Below are 16,600 nucleotides of genomic sequence, written 5' to 3'. Positions count from 1 at the left end.
GGAAAGCGGCAGGCATGCGCCTGCGGTGGTGAGGAAGGTTAGCGCGATTGCACGTGGCAAACAAAAAAGGCCGGCAGATTATGCAGGCCTTTTCCTTCAGTCACAGGCGGATCGTAGACAGCGTCTCAGGCGCTGGCCTTGAGGGTCACCTGCGGATTGGCATGGAAGAACACATGCTCGCGGATCGGCCCGACCGCCACTTCGCCGATTTCCTGGTAGCCCTGGCGCTTGTAGAACTCCAGGTAGTGCGGGTTGCCGGTATCCAGCACCACGCCCTGGGAACCGGCATCCTCGGCGCACCAGTTGTGCAGGGCGCCGAGCAGCTGCTCGCCGAAGCGCTGGCCCTGGAATTCCGGATGCACGCCGAGCAGCGGCAGCACGTGGTAGGGCCCGGGCGGCAGGCAGGCAAGCACCGCGTCGTGGTATTCCAGGTAGCGCTTGGTGCAGCGGAAACCGGTGGTCAGCAGCATGCGCAAACGCCAGCCCCAGCTCTCGGTGATGTCCAGGCGGCGCACCGGCGGCGCGATCAGGGCGATGCCGACCAGGCGTTCCTCGACCAGCAGGCCGATGGCCGGCAGCTCCTCGTTGAAATGCTGCTGCACCAGCTCGCGCACGGTGGCGCGCACGCGCTGGTCGAAGCCGGGGCGTTCACACTCGAACAGGTAGGCGAAGGTCGGGTCGTGACGGTAGGCGTGGTACAGCAGTGAGCGGGCCTCGCGGCTGTAGCCATGGTCGAGCATGCGGACTTCGGCGGTGCGATGGGGCATCGGGCTGACCTCATTTGTTATAGATTTTGCGGGTCGCAAGCCAAGGTAGCACCGTGCCGTGAGGCCCGCCAGACGCTGGCCGTCACCCGATGGCTGGGCTAGCATCGCCTTTTCATTTCGCCGGTAGCTACCCATGAAGATCGTTTCCTTCAATATCAACGGCCTGCGCGCCCGCCCGCACCAGTTGCAGGCCCTGATCGAGAAGCACCAGCCGGATGTGATCGGCCTGCAGGAAACCAAGGTCGCCGACGAGCAGTTCCCCGAGGCGGAGATCCGCCAGCTCGGCTACCACGTGCACTACCACGGGCAGAAAGGTCACTACGGCGTCGCCCTGCTCTCGCGCCAGGCACCGCTGGAGCTGCACAAGGGCTTTCCCGGCGACGAGCAAGACGCCCAGCGGCGCTTCATCTACGGCACCTTCGCCGATGCCCAGGGCAACCCGGTGACGGTGATGAACGGCTACTTCCCCCAGGGCGAAAGCCGCGACCATGCCACCAAGTTCCCGGCCAAGCAGCGCTTCTATGCCGACCTGCAGCGACTGCTGAACGACTCGTTCAAGCCCGAGCAGGCGCTGGTGGTGATGGGTGACATCAACATCTCCCCGGAAGACTGCGACATCGGCATCGGCGAGCCGAACCGCCTGCGCTGGCTGAAGACCGGCAAGTGCAGCTTCCTGCCGGAAGAGCGCGAGTGGCTGGCCACCCTCAAGGGCTGGGGCCTGGTCGACAGCTTCCGCCAGCTCAACCCGGCGGTGAACGACCGCTTCAGCTGGTTCGACTACCGCAGCCGCGGCTTCGAGGACGAGCCCAAGCGCGGCCTGCGCATCGACGTGATCCTCGCCACCCAGGCGCTGCAGGCGCGCTTCAAGGACGCCGGCATCGACTACGAACTGCGCGGCATGGAAAAGCCCTCGGACCATGCGCCGATCTGGCTGGAACTGGAGTGAACCCAGGCCACCTGCGGGTGGCCTTGTTCCGGCAGCGCCCTTGTCCGAGCGGCTGGCTGAAATGCCTGGGCTAGAGGGCTGGCTGTAACCAGGCTGCAATCTAATCGTCTTATTCTGCGCGGCACTTTCCCTCCCTCGAAGAAGGTCTCTGCTGCATGTCGCGCGCCCTGTCCGTTAGTGATCGGCAATCCTGGAGCCATGCCTACGCCTGGCTGCTGCTCGGTTTCATCTGCTACGCCCTGCCCTGGTCGGTGTTCGCCGCCACGCCGGGAAATGCCAGCACCGTGCTGCGCATCCAGGGCTCCAACACCATCGGCGCCAAGCTCGGCCCGGCCCTGGTGCAGGGCCTGTTCGAGGAACAGGGGCTGCGCGAGATCCGCCTCGAACCCTCGGCGGTGGAAAACGAGCAGCAGGTGCTGGCCATCGACGGCAGCGGCCGGCAGATCGGCATCACGGTTGCCGCCCATGGTTCCGGCACCGGCTTCGTCGCCCTGCAGGACGGCAGCGCCGACCTGGCCGCCTCTTCGCGGCCGATCAAGGACGCCGAAGCGGCCAGCCTGACCAGGCTGGGCGACATGCGCAGCCTGGCGGCCGAACAGGTGATCGCCATCGACGGCCTGGCCATCATCCTGCACCCGAGCAACCCGCTGGACGCCCTGAGCACCGCGCAGCTCGCCGCCATCTTCGCCGGGGAAATCAAGACCTGGGAGCAGCTCGGTGGCCGCGGCGGCGCCATCACCCTGTATGCCCGCGATGACAAGTCCGGCACCTTCGACACCTTCAAGGAGCTGGTCCTGGCCGCCAACGGCAAGACCCTGGCCGCCGGCGCCAAGCGTTTCGAGTCGAGCAACCAGCTGTCCGACGGCGTCAGCCAGGACCCCAGCGGCATCGGCTTCATCGGCCTGCCCTATATCCGCCAGAGCAAGGCGGTGGCCATCGCCGCCGGCCAATCGCAACCCATGCTGCCCAGCGCCACGCTGATCGCCACCGAGGACTACCCGCTGTCGCGCCGCCTGTTCCTCTACGCCGCCCCGCAGGCGGCCAACCCCTGGGCCAAGGCGCTGATCGAGTTCGCCCACAGCCCGCGCGGCCAGGCGATCGTCGAGCACAGCGGGTTCATCGCGCAGACGGTGCAGGCGGTCAAGGTCCAGGGCAGCCCGGCCATGCCGGAGGCTTACCGCACCCTGGCCGACCAGGCCCAGCGCCTGTCGGTGAACTTCCGCTTCCAGGAAAACAGCGCCACCCTCGACAACAAGGCGCAGCGCGACATCCAGCGCGTGCTGGATTTCCTCAAGGGCCAGGACAAGCTGCAGCACAAGGTGGCGCTGGTCGGCTTCGGCGACCCGAAGAACGACCCGGCGCGTGCCGCCCTGCTGTCCAAGCTGCGCGCCATGGAAGTGCGCCGCGGCCTGGCCCGCGGCGGGGTGATCGTGCGCGACATCATCGGCCTCGGTGAGCAACTGCCGGTCGCCGCCAACTCCGCCGACGAAGGACGGATCAAGAACCGTCGGGTCGAGGTCTGGGTGTACTGAGGTTCCCGGTAAGAAACTGTAACGCCCGGGCATTTGCCGCGTGCCCGCTTCCGCCCTAGCCTTTAGACAGTGACACCGGGCCCCTCTGGCGGTGAGTCTTCACCGTGATGTCGGAGTCACTGTCCTGCAGGCAGCGACGGGAGGGCCCCATGAACGACCTGCTGGCTTTTCTTGGCACCCCGCTACTGGGCACCGCCACCTGGCTGTGGCTGAGCTTCTTCGCCATCGTCTTCACCCTGCTGGTCCTCGACCTCGGCGTACTGCACCGCAACGAACACGAGATCGAGATGCGCGAGAGCCTGCTGCTGTACAGCGGCTACTTCAGCGTCGGCCTGCTGTTCGGCGTCTGGGTCTGGCACCAGCTGGGCGCGCAGAGTGCGCTGGAGTTCTACACCGGCCTGCTGGTCGAGCAGTCGCTGTCGATGGACAACGTGTTCGTCATGGCGATGATCTTCGGCTTCTTCGGCGTGCCGCGGCGCTACCAGCACCGGGTGCTGTTCTGGGGCATCCTCGGCGTGGTGGTGCTGCGGGCGCTGATGATCGGCCTGGGCACCGCGCTGGTGCAGCAGTTCGACTGGGTGCTCTACCTATTCGGCGCCTTCCTGCTGTTCACTGGGGTGAAGATGCTGTTCGCCCATCAGGAACATCACCCGGACCTGGCGCAGAATCCGTTGCTGCGCTTCCTGCGCCGGCATGTACGGGTGACCGAGGAACTGCACGAGGGGCACTTCTTCGTGCGCAAGCGACCGGAGGGCGCCAGTCACCACCTGCTCTATGCCACGCCGCTGTTTCTCGCCCTGCTGCTGATCGAGCTGGCCGACCTGGTGTTCGCCGTGGACAGCGTGCCGGCGGTATTCGCCATCACCCAGGACCCGTTCATCGTCTACACCTCGAACATCTTCGCCATCCTCGGCCTGCGCTCGCTGTATTTCGCCCTGGCGGCGCTGATGCACCGCTTCATCTACCTGAAATACGCCCTGGCGCTGGTGCTGATCTTCATCGGCGGGAAGATTTTCCTGCACGGCCTGATCGGCAAGATTCCCGCCCTGCTCTCCCTTGGCGTAACCTTTGGCCTGCTGGCGGGCGGCGTGCTGCTGTCATTGCTGAAAACCCGCGACCGGCCAGAGGATCAGGAGAGTGAACGCTGATGGCGGATGTACGTATCGAAACCCTGCAACACCAGGGCCGCACGCTGTGGCAGGTACAGGTCGGGCGCCGTGCCCTGACCTTCCACGAGGAATTGGCGGCGCGCACCTTCGCCGCCCAGTTGCACCAGCGCCTGCAGTGGCTGGGCCAGCTCGCCGTCAGCGACGGCCAGGACAGCCGCCCCCGCTAGCCGAGCGGCGTTGACGCGGGAGCGATTCTGCAACGACCCGCTAGCAGCCGGCGAGAAAGGTGTCCAACGGCAGCGGCATCTGCACGCCGTAGCCCTGCACATAGTCGATGCCCAGTGCCGCCAGGCGCTGGCGGATGCTGTGACTCTCGACGTACTCGGCAATGGTCTTGCGCCCCAGCACATGGGCGATCTCGTTGATCGACTTGACCATGGCCAGATCGCTGGGCGAGCGCTCGATTTCCTTGACGAAGCTGCCGTCGATCTTCACGTAATCCACCGGCAGGCGCTTGAGGTACTCGTAGGACGAGAAGCCCGTGCCGAAATCGTCGATGGAGAAGGTGCAGCCGAAGCGCTGCAGGTAGCGCACCAGGTCGGCGGTCTTGGTCAGGTTGGCCACGGCGGCGGTTTCGGTCAGCTCGAAGCAGATCTTGTGCGCCGGTACCGCATAGTCCTCGAACAGGGCCTCGATGAACTCGAGCATCTTGTCGTCATTCAGGCTGCTGCCGGACAGGTTGACCGACACCCCGCTGCAGCGCGCCCAGATCCCCGGATGCTGCGCCAGCTCGGTGAACACCCGCTTGAGCACCCAGCGATCGACCTTGGTCATGCGGTTGTAGCGCTCGGCGGCGCTGATGAAGTCCAGCAGCTTGAGTTCGTTCTCCATCACCAGCAGCACTTCATAGTGCGGCAGCTGCGTATCGCTCACGGCGGCCGGGGCGATCTGCTGCACGCGCAGGCTGAGTTCGCCGCGTTCGACTATGTCGTCCACCCGCCCGGCGATGGCCATCAGGCCCGTGCGGGCGCCGTCGATCTCGTCGGTGTAGATGTGCGTGCGGTTGCGGCCGAACTCCTTGGCGGTATTGCAGGCGATCTGCAGGTCGCGGAACAGGTTGATGACATCGTGGCATTCGCTGGTCAGCACGATGCCCAAACTCATGGTCACCCCGTGCGAATGGCCCTGCCACTCCAGCGGGTTGGCCTCGATGGCGGCGCGCAGCTGCTCGGCCAGCTGGCTGGCCCGTGCCTGGTCGGCCTGCGGCACGACCACGGCGAAATCCACCCCGCCGACACGGGCCAGGGTCGCCGTCGCGGGCAGCTGCTCGGCCAGCAGGCTGGCGGTCTGCTTGAGGTAGGTGTCGCCGGCCAGCGGGCCGAAGCTGGAGTTGAGCACGCTGAACTGGTCGATATGGCCGTAGATGAAGGCGCAGGGCTCATTGCTGGCCAGGGCCTGCGCCACCGTCGCCTCGAAGCTGCTGCGATTGAGCAGGCCGGTCAGTTCGTCGTGGCTGCGGGCATAGGCGATATCGCGGTACAGCTTGCCGACGATATTCTCCAGGTGATCCTGGATCACCCCCTGGCCTTCGGGCGCGGAGCTGCCGATCCAGCCGGCGGCCAGCTGCTTGGTCAGCTCGTGGGCGGTGAAGCTGCCGGCTTCGCGCCCTTGGCGGTCGACCAGCACATAGTGATCGCTGGCCGCATTGGCCCACACCAGCTGCAGGTGCTGCCCGCGCTGGGTCACCAGCCAGTCGCCTTCGCCGAGCTGCTGCACCCGCTCGCGCCAGCGCTGCAAGGCCGGATCCGGGCTCTGCGGCGTCGGCTCGGGCGCCGGCTCGGCCAGGCCAACCAGTTCAACCGCCTGCTCGCCCGCCAGCTGCCGCTGCAGCTGCTTGAGCACCGGCGTATGCCGGTACTGGCCCGGCTGGAAGTTCTCCATGCGCTGGCGCAGTTGCTCCAGCAGCGGGGCCGATTCGCCGCCCTTGGCAGGCGCGCGCAGGCTGTCATTGAGCTGGCGGATCAGCGCCAGGTCGTCCCGCCATTCGGCGCCGTCCTGGCCATGGCGGATCAGTTCATGCACCAGCAGGTCGCGCCAGCCCGCCTCCAGCCAGTCGAGCAGCACCTGGGGCGCCTGCTCGCCGAACAGCCCCGCCAGCTCGCGCCCCACCTGCTCCCGCGCCTGCTGCAAGGCATCGCGGCCACGGTTGTACTGGCGCACGCGCTCGGCGTTGTTGTGGTAGGCGCGCTGCTGCACGGCCAGCAGCTGTTCAAGCTCGTCGTGGCAGCGGTTGAACACCGCGCTGTCGCCCTGGTAATCCTCGACGATCCCCTCGATCAGCTGCTGTACGCGCTGCTCCAGGGCGTGATTGGGCGGATCGGAGAACTCGCAGAGGCGGATCAACTTGTCCAGGGTCGCCCGCACCGGATGGGTGGCATCGGCAAAGGCGGCGGGTTCGAGCATGGCCGCCTGGGCGACGGGCGCCATCAGGCGACGCAGCGCCGGCTTGATCTCTGCGGCGATGCCCTGCTCCTGCTCGATATGCTGGAACAGCTCGGCCACCACCCCGGCGTCGTCGCGCTGGCGGGGTGACAGCGCGGCCCCGGCGGCGCCCAGTTCGTGCAGAAAATCCTCGGCCGACCAGCCTTGCGGCGGGAGACTGAGGCCTTTGACCTGGGCCATCGCCTGTTGCAGCAAGGCGCCATCCAGCGCCGGCAGCGCCACCGCAGCGTTCGCCGCCGGCGCTGCGGCCGCGCCGCCCGTGCCGGTGCCCACCGCGCGCAGCTGCTGGATCGCCTGATAGGGGGCGTCCGGCGCCTTGTTTTGGGGGCGCGAACGTTGTCGTTCCTCGGCGGGATGCACGGCCGGGTCGATCCACGGCTCGATCTGGAATTCGCTGAAAACCGTATCCAGCTGCTTGAAATAGGCGTGCAGCACGTGTCCCAGTTCCTTCGCCGCCACCGCATAGAACAGCTCGCGCACGGCCGGCAACTGCTCGCGCAAGTGCAGCTGCGCCTGCAGTTCGCGCACCATGAACTCCAGCGACAGCGGGCTTTCGCGGTCCTTGGCCGCCGCCCCGGTCAGGCTGTTCAGCCTGGCGCAGCTGCGCCACTCCATGACACCCAGGGACTCGCGCAGCTGGCGCACCAGGCGGCGCGCCTCGAGCATTTCCTCCACCTCGGCATCATCGACCAGGTGCCACTCGCTCTCGTTGGTGGGCGCCACGGCCTGGGGCGTGATGCCTGCGGGCAGCAGCGCCAGGATGGCCTCGACGGTTTCCAGGATGACACGCTCGCGCAGCGCGCCGCACAGGCGCAGGAGATCCTCGCAGCCCTGGGCCTCATAGTTGCTGCGCGCCGCCAGGCGCTGTTCTTTCAGTGCTCGAATAGAGGCATCGATCAAGGCCTCCAGGCAGGGGGCCAGATGAGTATTCACCGCTTGGCACAAAGCACTCATGACTGCAGTGCGCTGTTGCATCAACATACGCCCCCTACATCCTGTAATGACTCTGCTACTGCTCTACCACTATAGCCAGCAGTTGGAATTACGCAGGCGGTCCAGGCATTGTGTCTGCAGCAGAAACACCAAGGCCCGCAGTGGCGGGCCTTGGCGTGTGCGGTCAGGGTGCGGCGCGGCCGGCTCAGCGGCTGCTTTTCATCGCCTCGCGCGGCACGTACTTGCCGATCTCGAACTTGCCGATGGCCATGCGGTGCACTTCGTCCGGGCCGTCGGCCAGGCGCAGGGTGCGCTGCATGGCGTACCAGTAGGCCAGCGGGAAGTCGTTGGAGACGCCGGCACCGCCGTGGATCTGGATGGCGCGGTCGATCACCTTGAGCGCCACGTTCGGCGCCACCACCTTGATCTGGGCGATTTCACTGGCGGCGACCTTGTTGCCCACGGTGTCCATCATGTACGCGGCGTTGAGGGTCAGCAGACGCGCCATGTTGATTTCCATGCGCGAGTCGGCGATGTGGTCGATGTTGCCACCCAGGCGCGCCAGCGGCTTGCCGAAGGCGGTGCGGCTGACGGCACGCTTGCACATCAGTTCCAGGGCGCGCTCGGCCATGCCGATGGAGCGCATGCAGTGGTGGATGCGGCCTGGGCCGAGGCGGCCCTGGGCGATCTCGAAGCCGCGGCCCTCGCCATAAATCACGTTTTCATAGGGCACCCGCACGTTGTCGAACAGCACTTCGGCGTGGCCGTGCGGGGCGTCGTCGTAGCCGAATACCGGCAGCGGGCGCAGCATGGTCACCCCCGGCGCATCCATCGGCACCAGGATCATCGAGTGCTGCTGGTGGCGCGGCGCGTCCGGGTTGGTCAGGCCCATGAAGATCATCACCTTGCAGCGCGGGTCGCAGGCGCCGGAGGTCCACCACTTGCGGCCGTTGATCACCCACTCGTCACCTTCGCGGCGGGCGTTGGCTTCCATGTTGGTGGCGTCGGATGAGGCCACGCCCGGCTCGGTCATGGCGAAGGCGGAACGGATGCTGCCGTCCAGCAGCGGCTTGAGCCACTGTTCCTTCTGCGCCTCGCTGCCGTAGCGCACCAGCACTTCCATGTTGCCGGTGTCAGGCGCGGCGCAGTTGAACGGCTCCGGGCCGATCAGTGAGCGGCCCATGATCTCGGCCAGCGGCGCGTATTCGGTGTTGGTCAGGCCGGCGCCCAGCTCGGAGTCCGGCAGGAACAGGTTCCACAGGCCTTCGGCCTTGGCCTTGGTCTTCAGCTCTTCCATGATCGCGGTGGGCTGCCAGCGATCGCCCTGGCTGACCTGCTGTTCGAACACGGCCTCGGCCGGATAGACATGGGCTTCCATGAACGCGGTGACACGTTCACGCAGTTCCTGGACTTTGGGGGAGTAGGCGAAATCCATGGGCAGCTACCTTTTGACGGTACGGGGCAAGGGTGTGGTTTCAATCTGCAAATGATGCTAGAACAGGGTCCTGGATTTATCTAACCTATTTTCATGGCTTATTAACATTCATCACCGATATATGATCCGGCGCCCTGGATCGGCATGACGAGAGCCCGCAATGAATCTGAACAAGGTCGACCTCAACCTGTTTATCGTCTTCGACGCCATCTACACTGAAGCCAACCTGACCCGCGCCGGGCAGATCGTCGGCATCACCCAGCCGGCGGTATCCAACGCCCTCGCCCGCCTGCGCGAAACCTTCAACGACCCGCTGTTCGTGCGCACCGCCCAGGGCATGGTGCCCACGCCCATGGCGCAGAACATCATCGGCCCGGTGCGCAACGCCCTGCAGCAGCTGCGCGTGTCGGTGCAGGAAAGCCGCACCTTCACCCCGCAGCAGGCCAGCAAGACCTACCGCATCAGCATGACCGACCTCACCGAGGCGGTGATCCTGCCGCCGCTGTTCCAGCGCCTGCGCCGCCTGGCGCCGAACGTGCAGATCGAGAGCTTCCTGTCCAAGCGCCGGGAAACCACCAAGGAGCTGGCCGCCGGCCGCCTGGATTTCGCCGTCGATGCGCCGCTCAACACCGACCCGCAGGTGCGCCACGTCAAGCTGATGGAAGACCGCTACGTCTGCGCCCTGCGCCAGGGCCACCCGCTGGCCAAGGACAAGCTCAGCCTGGACGAATACCTGTCGCTGACCCATATCCAGATCTCCAGCCGGCGCAGCGGCCTCGGCTATGTCGACCTGTCGTTGGGCAAGATGGGCCTGCAACGCAAGGTCGCCCTGCGTTCGCAGCACTACATGATGGCCTCCACCGTGCTGCAGAACACCGACATGGCGATGACCGTGCCCGAGCGCTTCGCCCGCCGCCACGGCCTGCACTACGGGCAACTGCCGGTCAACGATGTGCCGTCCCTGGAAACCCACCTGTACTGGCACGAAAGCACCGACCAGGACCCGGCCAACCGCTGGATGCGCGAGCAGATCATCGAGATCGCCCAGCAGATCAGCACTCAGGAGAAGAAGCTCGAGAGCGAAGCCAAAGCCTGAGCAAAGTCTGCTAACCGATTGAATTTAAAGCCCTGCATTCGCAGGGCTTGTTGTTTACGGCAGCCATGCACAATTTTACGTTGACGTTAACGTCAACCAGCCTTACGTTTACGTAAAGCCACCTGCGCAGAGCCCATTGCATGGCCGCCAACTACAGTATTTCCGACCTGGCCCGCGAGCTGGACATCACCACCCGTGCCATCCGCTTCTACGAGGAGCAGGGCATGCTCGCCCCCGAGCGCCGTGGCCAGGAACGCGTCTACAGTGCCAAGGACAAGGTCACTCTCAAGCTGATCCTGCGCGGCAAGCGCATCGGCTTCTCCCTGGCCGAGTGCAAGGAGCTGATCGAGCTGTACGACCCGAGCGGCGGCAACCGCAAGCAGCTGGAGACCTTCATGGCCAAGATCAGCGAGCGCCGAACCCAGCTCGAACAACAGCTGCTGGACATCCAGCAGATGCAGCTGGAGCTGGATACCGCCGAGGAGCGCTGCCTCGCCGCGCTCGAACAAACTCAAGCCTGAACAAGCAGTTATCTACCAAACCTAATAAAGACAATCACAGGTGGAACCATGAGCTACCCCTCCCTGAACTTCGGCCTCGGCGAAACCATCGACATGCTGCGCGACGCGGTCCACCAGTTCGCCCAGGCCGAGCTGGCCCCGCGCGCGGCGCAGATCGACCGCGACAACGCATTCCCCATGGACATGTGGCGCAAGTTCGGTGACATGGGCCTGCTCGGCATGACCGTGGCCGAAGAGTACGGCGGCACCGACATGGGCTACCTGGCTCACGTGGTGGCCATGGAGGAAATCAGCCGCGCCTCGGCGTCGGTCGGCCTGTCCTACGGCGCCCACTCCAACCTGTGCGTCAACCAGATCCACAAGAACGGCACGCACGAACAGAAGGCCAAGTACCTGCCCAAGCTGTGTTCCGGCGAGCACATCGGCGCCCTGGCCATGAGCGAGCCGAATGCCGGCTCCGACGTGGTGTCGATGAAGCTGCGCGCCGACAAGCGCGGCGACCACTACGTGCTCAACGGCAACAAGATGTGGATCACCAACGGCCCGGACGCCCACACCTACGTGATCTATGCCAAGACCGACGTCGCCGCCGGCTCCAAGGGCATGACCGCCTTCATCGTCGAGCGCGACTTCAAGGGTTTCTCCCGCCACCAGAAGCTCGACAAGCTGGGCATGCGCGGCTCCAACACCTGCGAACTGGTGTTCGAGGACGTGGAAGTGCCGGCGGAAAACATCCTCGGCGCCGAAGGCCGTGGCGTGGCGGTGCTGATGAGCGGCCTGGACTTCGAACGCACCGTGCTCTCCGGCGGCCCCACCGGGATCATGCAGGCCTGCATGGACGTGGTGGTGCCCTACGTGCACGAACGCAAGCAGTTCAACCAGTCGATCGGCGAATTCCAGCTGATCCAGGGCAAGCTGGCCGACATGTACGCCGGCATGAATGCCTCCAAGTCCTACCTGTACAACGTGGCCAAGGCCTGCGACCGCGGCGAGGAGTCGCGCAAGGACGCCGCCGCGGTGATCCTCTATACGGCCGAGATGGCCACCAAGATGGCCCTGGATACCATCCAGATCCTCGGCGGCAACGGCTACACCAACGAGTACCCGGCCGGCCGCCTGCTGCGCGACGCCAAGCTCTACGAGATCGGCGCCGGCACCAGCGAGATCCGCCGCATGCTGATCGGCCGCGAGCTGTTCAACGAGACCAAGTAAGACTGTCGCCTGACGTAGGGTGGAAAACCGCGAAGCGTTTTCCACCAAAGCCGGTGGATCGGGAAAGCGCCCGCTACGCGCCCCGCTCCATCCTACGGATCGAACCGGAGCCAATTCGATGGCCATCCTGCATACCCAGATCAACCCCCGCTCGCCGGAGTTCGCCGCCAACAGCGCGGCCATGCTCGAACAGGTCGACGCCCTGCGCGCCCTGCTCGCCCAGGTCCACGAAGGCGGGGGCGCCAAGGCCCAGCAACGCCACACCTCGCGCGGCAAGCTGCTGCCGCGCGAACGCATCAACCGCCTGCTCGACATCGGCTCGCCGTTCCTCGAAATCAGCCAGCTGGCCGCCCATGGCGTGTACGGCGAGGACGTGCCGGCCGCCGGGGTGGTCGCCGGCATCGGCCGGGTCGAAGGCGTCGAGTGCATGATCGTGGCCAACGACGCCACGGTGAAAGGCGGCAGCTACTACCCGCTGACCGTGAAGAAGCACCTGCGCGCGCAGACCATCGCCCAGCAGAACCGCCTGCCGTGCATCTACCTGGTCGACTCCGGCGGCGCCAACCTGCCGCGCCAGGACGAGGTGTTCCCGGACCGCGAGCACTTCGGGCGGATCTTCTTCAACCAGGCCAACATGAGCGCCATGGGCATCCCGCAGATTGCCGTGGTGATGGGTTCCTGCACCGCCGGCGGCGCCTATGTGCCGGCGATGAGCGACGAGACCATCATGGTGCGTAACCAGGCCACCATCTTCCTCGCCGGCCCGCCGCTGGTGAAGGCCGCCACCGGCGAAGTGGTGAGTGCCGAGGAACTGGGCGGCGCCGATGTGCACTGCAAGACCAGCGGCGTGGCCGACCACTACGCCGAGGACGACGAACACGCCCTGGCCATCGCCCGGCGCAGCATCGCCAACCTCAACTGGCGCAAGCAGGGCGTGCTCAACAGCCGCGCACCGATCCAGCCGCTGCACGCGGGCGAGGAGCTGTACGGGGTGATCCCGGCCGACGCCAAGCAGCCGTTCGACGTGCGCGAGGTGATCGCACGGATCGTCGACGGCAGCGAGTTCGATGAATTCAAGGCGTTGTTCGGCACCACCCTGGTCTGCGGCTTCGCCCACCTGCATGGCTACCCCATCGCCATCCTGGCCAACAACGGCATCTTGTTCGCCGAAGCGGCGCAAAAAGGCGCGCACTTCATCGAGCTGGCCTGCCAGCGCGGCATCCCGCTGCTGTTTTTGCAGAACATCACCGGCTTCATGGTCGGCAAGAAGTACGAAGAAGGCGGCATCGCCAAGCACGGCGCCAAGCTGGTCACCGCCGTGGCCTGCGCCAGGGTGCCGAAGTTCACCGTGATCATCGGCGGCAGCTTCGGCGCCGGCAACTACGGCATGTGCGGCCGTGCCTTTGAGCCGCGTTTCCTGTGGATGTGGCCCAACGCGCGGATCGGCGTGATGGGCGCCGAGCAGGCTGCCGGCGTGCTGGTGCAGGTCAAACGCGAGCAGAGCGAGCGGGCCGGCCAGCCGTTCAGCGCCGAGGAAGAGGCGCGCATCAAGCAGCCGATCCTCGCCCAGTACGAACAGCAGGGCCATCCCTACTACTCCAGCGCCCGGCTGTGGGACGACGGCGTCATCGACCCGGCGCAGACCCGTGACGTGCTCGGCCTGGCCCTGTCCGCCGCGCTCAACGCGCCGATCGAGCCGACCCAGTTCGGCGTGTTCCGCATGTAACTCATTACCGTGGGAGCGGCTTCAGCCGCGATGCCTTTCGCGGCTGAAGCCGCTCCCACGAAGAACGGATAACTGCCATGACCGACTTCACTACCGTACAGCTGGAACAAGACCCGCGCGGCTTCGCCACCCTGTGGCTGAATCGCCCGGAGAAGAACAACGCCTTCAATGCGGCGATGATCCGCGAGCTGATCCGCGCCCTCGAAGTGATCGCCGCCGACCGGAACCTGCGCTTCCTCCTGCTGCGCGGGCGCGGCAGGCACTTCAGCGCCGGTGCCGACCTGGCCTGGATGCAGCACTCGGCGACCCTCGACTACGACGCCAATCGGAGTGATGCCCACGAGCTGGCCGAGCTGATGTACAGCCTGCATGCCCTGCAGATCCCCACCCTGGCCGTAGTCCAGGGCGCGGCCTTCGGTGGCGCGGTCGGTTTGGTCAGTTGCTGCGACATGGCCATCGGCGCAGATGACGCGCTGTTCTCCCTGTCCGAAGTACGCATCGGCCTGGCTCCGGCGGTGATCAGTCCCTTCGTGGTGCAGGCCATAGGCGAGCGCGCCGCACGCCGCTACGCGCTGACCGCCGAGCGTTTCGACGGTGCCCGCGCCCGTGAACTGGGCCTGCTCGCCGAGTGCTACCCGGCCGCCGAGCTGGACGCCCAGGTGGACAGCTGGGTGGGCAACCTGCTGCTCAACAGCCCGCAGGCCATGCTCGCCAGCAAGGACCTGCTGCGCGAAGTCGCCAGCGGCGTGCTCAGCCCGGCCCTGCGTACTTACACCGAGAACGCCATCGCGCGCATCCGCGTCAGCGCCGAAGGCCAGGAAGGCCTGAATGCCTTCTTGCAGAAACGCACCCCGGCCTGGCAGGAGCCCCAAGCATGAGCCACCAGCAGATCACCACCCTCCTCGTCGCCAACCGCGGCGAGATCGCCTGCCGGGTGATGCGCACCGCCAAGGCCCTGGGCCTGAAGACCGTGGCCGTGCACAGCGCCATCGACCGTAACGCCCGCCATGTCCGCGAAGCCGATCTGGCCGTCGACCTGGGCGGGGCCAAACCGGCCGACAGCTACCTGCTTATCGATAAGATCATCGCCGCGGCCAAGGCCAGCGGCGCCCAGGCCATCCACCCGGGCTATGGCTTCCTCTCCGAGAACGCCGGCTTCGCCCGCGCCATCGAGGCCGCCGGGCTGGTGTTCCTCGGCCCGCCGGCCAGCGCCATCGACGCCATGGGCAGCAAGTCGGCGGCCAAGGCGCTGATGGAAAACGCTGGCGTGCCGCTGGTGCCCGGCTACCACGGCGAGGCCCAGGATCTGGCGACCTTCCGCGGCGCGGCCGACACCATCGGCTACCCGGTGCTGCTCAAGGCCGCCGCCGGCGGTGGCGGCAAGGGCATGAAGGTGGTCGAGCGCGAAGCCGAGCTGGCCGAGGCCCTGCAGTCGGCCCAGCGCGAGGCGCAGTCGGCCTTCGGCGACTCGCGCATGCTGGTGGAAAAGTACGTGCTGCAGCCGCGCCACGTGGAGATCCAGGTGTTCGCCGACCAGCACGGCAACTGCCTGTACCTCAACGAGCGCGACTGCTCGATCCAGCGCCGCCACCAGAAGGTGGTCGAGGAAGCCCCGGCCCCGAGCCTGACGCCCGAACTGCGCCGCGCCATGGGCGAGGCGGCGGTCAAGGCCGCCCAGGCCATCGGCTATGTCGGCGCCGGCACCGTGGAGTTCCTGCTGGACGCCCGCGGCCAGTTCTTCTTCATGGAAATGAATACGCGGCTCCAGGTCGAGCACCCGGTCACCGAGGCCATCACCGGTCTCGACCTGGTGGCCTGGCAAATCCGCGTGGCCCGCGGCGAGGCGCTGCCTATTACCCAAGCCGAAGTGCCGCTGAATGGCCACGCCATCGAGGTGCGCCTGTACGCCGAGGACACCGAGCAAGACTTCCTCCCCGCCTCCGGCGACCTGCTCCTGTACCGCGAGCCGGCGGCCGGGCCCGGACGCCGGGTCGACAGCGGCGTAGCCGAAGGCGACAGCGTGTCGCCGTTCTACGACCCCATGCTGGCCAAGCTGATCGCCTGGGGCGAGGACCGCGAGCAGGCCCGCCTGCGCCTGCTGGCCATGCTCGAGGAAACCGCGGTGGGCGGCTTCAAGACCAACCTGGCCTTCCTCCGTCGCATCCTCGCCCACCCAGCCTTTGCCGACGCCGAGCTGGACACCGGCTTCATCGGCCGCCACCAGGCCGAGCTGTTGCCGGCCGCCGGCGAACTGCCCGAGCGTTTCTGGCAACTGGCCGCCGCGGCCTGGGTGCAGAGCGAGCCGCTGCGCCCGCGCCACGACGACTATCATTCGCCGTGGAGCGCCCGCAGCGGCTGGCGCGCCGGCCTGCCGGCGGAAACCGAGCTGCACCTGTGCAGCGGTGCGACTGAGCACAAGGCTCGCCCCTGCGCCAATGCGCGGCTGCAAGGCCAGAGCCTGGTGTACCGTGACGGCGAGCTGCAGCGCCGCCTGCAGGCCATCCGCCAGGGCGACAGCCTGTACCTGGAATGGCACGGCGAGCTGCACCCGGTCAGCCGCTTCGACCCGATTGCCGCCGCCGAAGCCAGCCACAGCCACCATGGCGGCCTGACCGCCCCCATGAACGGCAGCATCGTCCGCGTGCTGGTCGAACCCGGCCAGGCCGTCGAGGCCGGCACCGCCCTGGTGGTGCTGGAGGCGATGAAGATGGAGCACAGCATCCGCGCGCCGCAGGCCGGCACGGTCAAGGCGCTGTACTGCGGCGAAGGCGATATGGTCAGCGAAGGCGCGGCGCTGGTGGAGCTGGAGTAAACCGCTCCT

The 16,600-nt window shown here is 66.6% G+C and carries 13 protein-coding genes; 10 read left to right on the top strand and 3 right to left on the bottom strand.

Annotated features, from left to right (window positions below):
* Positions 1-125: 125 nt before the first annotated feature.
* Positions 126-767 carry a GNAT family N-acetyltransferase gene (locus F3I62_RS15915; RefSeq protein ID WP_160490625.1) on the bottom strand — a complete coding sequence of 214 codons (642 nt, stop codon included), beginning with the start codon at positions 765-767 and terminating at the stop codon, positions 126-128.
* A 133-nt stretch (positions 768-900) separates the two neighbouring features.
* Here F3I62_RS15915 and xthA point away from each other — a divergent pair, with 133 nt between their 5' ends.
* From xthA to F3I62_RS15895, 4 genes are all read left to right on the top strand, one after another.
* A complete protein-coding gene (xthA, locus tag F3I62_RS15910) occupies positions 901-1,713 on the top strand; it encodes an exodeoxyribonuclease III (protein WP_160490624.1) in 813 nt (270 codons plus the stop codon).
* 155 nt (positions 1,714-1,868) lie between these two features.
* Positions 1,869-3,245 (top strand): substrate-binding domain-containing protein, encoded by a 1,377-nt coding sequence (locus F3I62_RS15905; protein WP_160490623.1) that lies wholly within the window; start codon positions 1,869-1,871, stop codon positions 3,243-3,245.
* 149 nt (positions 3,246-3,394) lie between these two features.
* Positions 3,395-4,393, top strand: a complete 999-nt coding sequence (locus tag F3I62_RS15900) for a TerC family protein (RefSeq protein ID WP_160490622.1) — start codon at positions 3,395-3,397, stop codon at positions 4,391-4,393.
* On the top strand, positions 4,393-4,581 hold the full coding sequence (locus F3I62_RS15895; protein ID WP_160490621.1) for a hypothetical protein: 189 nt from the start codon (positions 4,393-4,395) through the stop codon (positions 4,579-4,581). Before F3I62_RS15900 ends, F3I62_RS15895 begins: the two co-directional genes overlap by 1 nt.
* 40 nt (positions 4,582-4,621) lie before the next feature.
* Here the strand turns inward: F3I62_RS15895 and F3I62_RS15890 are convergent, their stop codons facing one another.
* Together F3I62_RS15890 and F3I62_RS15885 are read right to left on the bottom strand one after the other, a co-directional pair.
* The gene (locus F3I62_RS15890) at positions 4,622-7,810 is read right to left on the bottom strand and encodes a DUF1631 family protein (protein ID WP_160490620.1); all 3,189 of its coding nucleotides are present in this window, start codon (positions 7,808-7,810) and stop codon (positions 4,622-4,624) included.
* Between the two features lie 184 nt (positions 7,811-7,994).
* Positions 7,995-9,224, bottom strand: coding sequence for an acyl-CoA dehydrogenase (locus tag F3I62_RS15885; protein WP_160490619.1), 1,230 nt, complete (start codon positions 9,222-9,224; stop codon positions 7,995-7,997).
* A gap of 160 nt (positions 9,225-9,384) precedes the next feature.
* Here F3I62_RS15885 and F3I62_RS15880 point away from each other — a divergent pair, with 160 nt between their 5' ends.
* The 6 genes from F3I62_RS15880 (at position 9,385) to F3I62_RS15855 (ending at position 16,591) form a co-directional block, all read left to right on the top strand.
* Positions 9,385-10,320 carry a LysR family transcriptional regulator gene (locus F3I62_RS15880; protein WP_160490618.1) on the top strand — a complete coding sequence of 312 codons (936 nt, stop codon included), beginning with the start codon at positions 9,385-9,387 and terminating at the stop codon, positions 10,318-10,320.
* 140 nt (positions 10,321-10,460) lie between these two features.
* A complete protein-coding gene (locus tag F3I62_RS15875; protein ID WP_160490617.1) occupies positions 10,461-10,841 on the top strand; it encodes a MerR family DNA-binding transcriptional regulator in 381 nt (126 codons plus the stop codon).
* 48 nt (positions 10,842-10,889) lie between these two features.
* The gene (locus F3I62_RS15870; RefSeq protein ID WP_160490616.1) at positions 10,890-12,053 is read left to right on the top strand and encodes an isovaleryl-CoA dehydrogenase; all 1,164 of its coding nucleotides are present in this window, start codon (positions 10,890-10,892) and stop codon (positions 12,051-12,053) included.
* A 118-nt stretch (positions 12,054-12,171) separates the two neighbouring features.
* Complete coding sequence (locus F3I62_RS15865) at positions 12,172-13,779, top strand: carboxyl transferase domain-containing protein (protein WP_160490615.1); 1,608 nt, start codon at positions 12,172-12,174, stop codon at positions 13,777-13,779.
* A 77-nt stretch (positions 13,780-13,856) separates the two neighbouring features.
* A complete protein-coding gene (locus F3I62_RS15860; protein ID WP_160490614.1) occupies positions 13,857-14,657 on the top strand; it encodes a gamma-carboxygeranoyl-CoA hydratase in 801 nt (266 codons plus the stop codon).
* Positions 14,654-16,591, top strand: coding sequence for an acetyl/propionyl/methylcrotonyl-CoA carboxylase subunit alpha (locus F3I62_RS15855; protein ID WP_160490613.1), 1,938 nt, complete (start codon positions 14,654-14,656; stop codon positions 16,589-16,591). Before F3I62_RS15860 ends, F3I62_RS15855 begins: the two co-directional genes overlap by 4 nt.
* Positions 16,592-16,600: the final 9 nt, after the last annotated feature.

It is taken from the genome of Pseudomonas sp. R-28-1W-6 (assembly GCF_009799925.1).
GTDB lineage: Bacteria > Pseudomonadota > Gammaproteobacteria > Pseudomonadales > Pseudomonadaceae > Aquipseudomonas.
Note: the sequence above shows the minus strand (reverse complement) of the source record. Positions and strands in the feature narration are given on the sequence as shown.

What these genes read in the sequence shown, in the direction of transcription:
- F3I62_RS15855 (WP_160490613.1), top strand. Translation starts at nt 14,654, where the DNA reads ATGAGCCACCAGCAGATCACCACCCTCCTCGTCGCCAACCGCGGCGAG.
- F3I62_RS15860 (WP_160490614.1), top strand. Translation starts at nt 13,857, where the DNA reads ATGACCGACTTCACTACCGTACAGCTGGAACAAGACCCGCGCGGCTTC.
- F3I62_RS15915 (WP_160490625.1), bottom strand. Translation starts at nt 767, where the DNA reads ATGCCCCATCGCACCGCCGAAGTCCGCATGCTCGACCATGGCTACAGC.
- F3I62_RS15905 (WP_160490623.1), top strand. Translation starts at nt 1,869, where the DNA reads ATGTCGCGCGCCCTGTCCGTTAGTGATCGGCAATCCTGGAGCCATGCC.
- F3I62_RS15895 (WP_160490621.1), top strand. Translation starts at nt 4,393, where the DNA reads ATGGCGGATGTACGTATCGAAACCCTGCAACACCAGGGCCGCACGCTG.
- F3I62_RS15900 (WP_160490622.1), top strand. Translation starts at nt 3,395, where the DNA reads ATGAACGACCTGCTGGCTTTTCTTGGCACCCCGCTACTGGGCACCGCC.
- F3I62_RS15880 (WP_160490618.1), top strand. Translation starts at nt 9,385, where the DNA reads ATGAATCTGAACAAGGTCGACCTCAACCTGTTTATCGTCTTCGACGCC.
- F3I62_RS15870 (WP_160490616.1), top strand. Translation starts at nt 10,890, where the DNA reads ATGAGCTACCCCTCCCTGAACTTCGGCCTCGGCGAAACCATCGACATG.
- F3I62_RS15890 (WP_160490620.1), bottom strand. Translation starts at nt 7,810, where the DNA reads ATGAGTGCTTTGTGCCAAGCGGTGAATACTCATCTGGCCCCCTGCCTG.
- F3I62_RS15885 (WP_160490619.1), bottom strand. Translation starts at nt 9,224, where the DNA reads ATGGATTTCGCCTACTCCCCCAAAGTCCAGGAACTGCGTGAACGTGTC.
- xthA (WP_160490624.1), top strand. Translation starts at nt 901, where the DNA reads ATGAAGATCGTTTCCTTCAATATCAACGGCCTGCGCGCCCGCCCGCAC.
- F3I62_RS15865 (WP_160490615.1), top strand. Translation starts at nt 12,172, where the DNA reads ATGGCCATCCTGCATACCCAGATCAACCCCCGCTCGCCGGAGTTCGCC.
- F3I62_RS15875 (WP_160490617.1), top strand. Translation starts at nt 10,461, where the DNA reads ATGGCCGCCAACTACAGTATTTCCGACCTGGCCCGCGAGCTGGACATC.